2 protein-coding genes and 1 pseudogene are annotated in these 2,039 nt (G+C 77.1%); 1 reads left to right on the forward strand and 2 read right to left on the reverse strand.

Translation table 11 applies throughout. The features are described 5' to 3' along the window. Positions 1-8: 8 nt before the first annotated feature. Positions 9-524, reverse strand: coding sequence for an RNA polymerase sigma factor (locus tag B4M60_RS14815; RefSeq protein WP_291085766.1), 516 nt, complete (start codon positions 522-524; stop codon positions 9-11). Between the two features lie 132 nt (positions 525-656). Here B4M60_RS14815 and B4M60_RS14820 point away from each other — a divergent pair, with 132 nt between their 5' ends. Continuing rightward, positions 657-1,631 carry an esterase/lipase family protein gene (locus tag B4M60_RS14820; protein ID WP_291085769.1) on the forward strand — a complete coding sequence of 325 codons (975 nt, stop codon included), beginning with the start codon at positions 657-659 and terminating at the stop codon, positions 1,629-1,631. Positions 1,632-1,664: 33 nt separating this feature from the next. Here the strand turns inward: B4M60_RS14820 and B4M60_RS14825 are convergent. Further along, positions 1,665-2,039, reverse strand: a pseudogene (locus B4M60_RS14825) (LLM class flavin-dependent oxidoreductase); the annotation flags it as partial.

Below are 2,039 nucleotides of genomic sequence, written 5' to 3' on the forward strand. Positions count from 1 at the left end.
CCTGTCCGTCATGGCGTGCACTCCTCCCTCTCGCGCAGCGCGGCCACCCCGTCCGAGGCGGCGCGACGGGCCGCCGCCTCGGTGCCGCCCGTGAGCTCGGCGATCTCGGCGTAGGGGAGTCCGCCCAGGTACCGGTAGGCCACGCAGATCCGCTGCCGGGTGGGCAGGGCCGCGACGGCCGCCCAGATCCCGGCGGCGGCGGGCTCGTCGTCGTCGACCGTCCCGGTTCCCCGGGCGCCGCCGCGCACCCACCCGTCGAGCAGGGCGACGTCGTCGGCGCCGCCCGCCGGCGTGGCCGCCCGGGCCGACCGCCGGACCACATCCACGGCCCTGCGGTGGGCGACCCGGACCAGCCAGGCCTCGACGTTGGTCTCCTCCGGCAGCTCCGGCCAGGCCCGCAGCGCGGACAGGAACGTCTCCGACCACGCGTCGTCGGCGTCGGCGCCCGGCCCCAGAACGGCCCGGCAGACGCGCAGCACGGTCGGACCGTGGCGCTCCACCGCGGCGTCGAAGGGTGCCCTCATGGCTGAGATCCTCCCTCGTCGCCCGCGCTGTGGCCCGGTGTGGCCCGCCCGGTAGTCGTCCCGCGCCGCGGATGTGTGAGGTCGGGGCGCGCAGCGGTTCCCTCTCGGCCGCGGGGCTCGCATACTGGTCACATGCTGCCACGTCATTCCGCCCGTCCGCGGCTGGCCGGGGCCCTCGCGGCCGTCGCCCTGGCGGTCCCGCTCGCCGCGGGGCTGACCGCCGCCGGGTCCGCCTCGCCCGCGCTCGCCCCGCGGGCCCAGGCCGGGCCGGTCGAGGACGCGGTCGCCGCGCTGGACCCCACGGGCGAGCTCGGGCCCTACGTCACCGAGGCGCTGAACGGGGCCAACGGACCGCTGGGGGCGCCCGGACCGCCGGCCCCCGTGGACACCACGGTCCCGTGCCGACCCACGCCCGCCCATCCGCGGCCGGTGATCCTGGTCCACGGCACCTTCGACACCGGACCGAACACCGCGCCCCGGCTGGGCGAGCCCCTGCGCCGGCAGGGGTTCTGCGTGGTCTCACCGACCCTCGGGGCGTACGCGGGGGATCCGCGGCGCGGCGGGCTCGACTCGATCGCCGGGGCGTCCGGCCCGCAGCTCGCGGGCGTGATCGACCACGTCCGTGCGGTCACCGGCGCCGGGCAGGTGGACCTGGTCGGGTACTCGCAGGGTGCCGCGATCGCCGGGTACACCACCAAGGTGCTGCGGCCGGGCGCGGTGAACCGCGTGGTCTCGGTCGGGGGCTACTGGGGCGGCGACCACGGCGGGTTGATCCCGAACGACCTGCCACCCCAGGCCGCCGGGGCCGCGCTGTGGGCCGCGAACCTGCGGGGGCTGGCGGAGCTGGCGCCGGGGAGCCCGCTGCTCGCGGCCTGGTACGGACCGGACCGGAGCCCGTTCCTCCCGGGCGTCGGGTACACGCTCATCGCCACCCGCGGCGACCACCTGCTGCCGCCGGAGCGGAGCTTCGTCCCCGGCCCGGGCGTGGTCTGGCGGGTCCCGGAGGACGCCTGCGGCGGCGCGCCCACGTCCCATCCGGGCTTGGCGGTGGATCCGCGGACCCACGCCCTCGTGGCGGGCGCCCTGGGCGGGGCCGGGGGCTGCTGAGCCTCGGCCGCCCGACGGTGGGCCCCGGCCCCGTCAGGTCCGCGACACCTGCTGCGGCACCCCGGCCTCGTACCCCGCCGCCGCCAGCAGCTCCCGCACGCGCGGGATGACTTTACGACCGTAGAGGTCGATGGAGTTCATGAGGTGCTCGTGGGGGGTGGGGCCGCTGGCGTACTTGAGGTCGAACCGGTCCAGCCCCAGCGTGCGGACGGTGGCGGCGATCTTCTGCGCGACCGTCTCCGGGGATCCGACGTACATCGCGCCGGATCTGACCTCGCTGTGGAAATCGGCTTCCACGGCGTCGCCCCACCCGCGCTCGCGGCCGATCTGGTTGCGGTTGACCAGCCAGTGCGGCATGGCCAGCGCGGCGGCCTTGGCGTCGGTCTCGGCGATGAAGCCGGGCGAGTG

It is taken from the genome of Dietzia sp. UBA5065 (genome assembly GCA_002415925.1).
In the GTDB taxonomy this organism is placed as follows: domain Bacteria; phylum Actinomycetota; class Actinomycetes; order Mycobacteriales; family Mycobacteriaceae; genus Dietzia.